The sequence below is a fragment of the Acinetobacter sp. TY1 genome (genome assembly GCF_048551395.1).
Lineage (GTDB): Bacteria > Pseudomonadota > Gammaproteobacteria > Pseudomonadales > Moraxellaceae > Acinetobacter.
The window spans coordinates 1-1,309 of record NZ_JBLYZK010000071.1 but is presented as its reverse complement, the minus strand read 5'-3'; the positions used below and the strand labels follow the sequence as shown (position 1 = coordinate 1,309).

Genomic DNA, 1,309 nt, shown 5'->3' with positions numbered 1-1,309 from the left:
TGAACCGTACCGGGTTTGTCGGAGAGTCAATATTCTGAGAGACTATCCCGATGAAAAAACCAAACTATACCCCCGAAATTAGAGAAAGAGCGGTTCAATTACTAATTGAATCTGAAAAAGATTATCCTTCTACTTGGGCAGCAATCACAGCTATTGCTCCTAAAATCGGTTGTACTCCTGAAACATTGCGTGTTTGGTATTTAAAGCATCTGGATCAACTAAATCCTGCCAAAGTACAACAGATATCTGACCAAGAAAAAATGAAGCAAATGGAACGTGAAATTAAAGAATTAAAACGTGCCAATGAAATTCTACGCAAAGCAGCCGCTTTTTTCGCCCAGGCGGAGCTCGACCGCCCACACAAATAATGGTGGATTTTATCCATAACAATAAAGATCGATATGGTGTTGAAGCGATTTGTAGAATTTTACCGATTGCAGCTTCGACCTATTATCGGGCTTTAGATCTCGTTGATAACCCAGAACATCGAGCGAAACGTGCTCTGCATGATTTACATCATGCAGAGCAAATCAAACGTATTTGGAAAGAAAGTTCAGGTCGATATGGTGTACGTAAAGTTTGGCAAAAATTGAAACGTGAGGGTTATGTTATTGCACGTTGTACAGTTGCTCGATTGATGCAAAAGCTAGGTATACAAGGTGTTTGGCGTGGTAAGAATAAACAAACCACCCGTAACCGAGATGACCAAAAACGGGCAGATGATTTAGTGAAACGTAATTTTAATGCTGATCATCCAAACCAACTATGGGTGGGTGACTTTACGTATATTCAAACTCATTCAGGCTGGGTATATACCGCATTTGTTATTGATGTGTTCTCACGAGCAATTGTTGGATGGAAAGTATCTACACGGATGAATACAGATATGGTGCTCGATGCATTGGAGCAAGCATTGCACGATCGAGGTATGCCTAAGAATGTGATTCATCATTCAGATAGAGGTGTTCAATATCTTTCTATTCGCTATACCAATCGTTTAGAAGCTGCAAATTTACGAGCATCAGTCGGTACAACTGGTGATTCATACGATAATGCTCTGGCTGAAACGGTGAATGGCTTATACAAAACAGAGGTGATTGAATATTTAAAAGCAGATTGGCAAGGTTTAGCAGATGTACAACTTGCGACACTAAACTGGGTATATTGGTTCAATAAAAAGCGTGTACACAGTGCACTGGGTTATGTATCGCCTTTTGAGTTTGAAGCAATGTACTATGATAAGATTAACCCGTTAGGTCAGGTGGCCTAACTTAAATAAAAAAGTCTCCGACAAACCCGGTACGGTTCA

At 40.2% G+C, this 1,309-nt stretch carries 1 protein-coding gene and 1 other annotated feature; the gene reads left to right on the top strand.

Annotation, left to right across the window (positions count from 1 at the left end; translation table 11 throughout):
- The first annotated feature begins 50 nt into the window (after positions 1–50).
- A protein-coding gene (locus ACK2M2_RS16390) for an IS3 family transposase (protein WP_085944224.1) occupies positions 51–1,270 on the top strand; the annotation gives its coding sequence in 2 pieces (ribosomal slippage) (positions 51–327 and positions 327–1,270; 1,221 coding nt in all).
- Positions 326–442: a sequence feature (AL1L pseudoknot), on the top strand. Its footprint overlaps the gene before it by 117 nt.
- Positions 1,271–1,309: the final 39 nt, after the last annotated feature.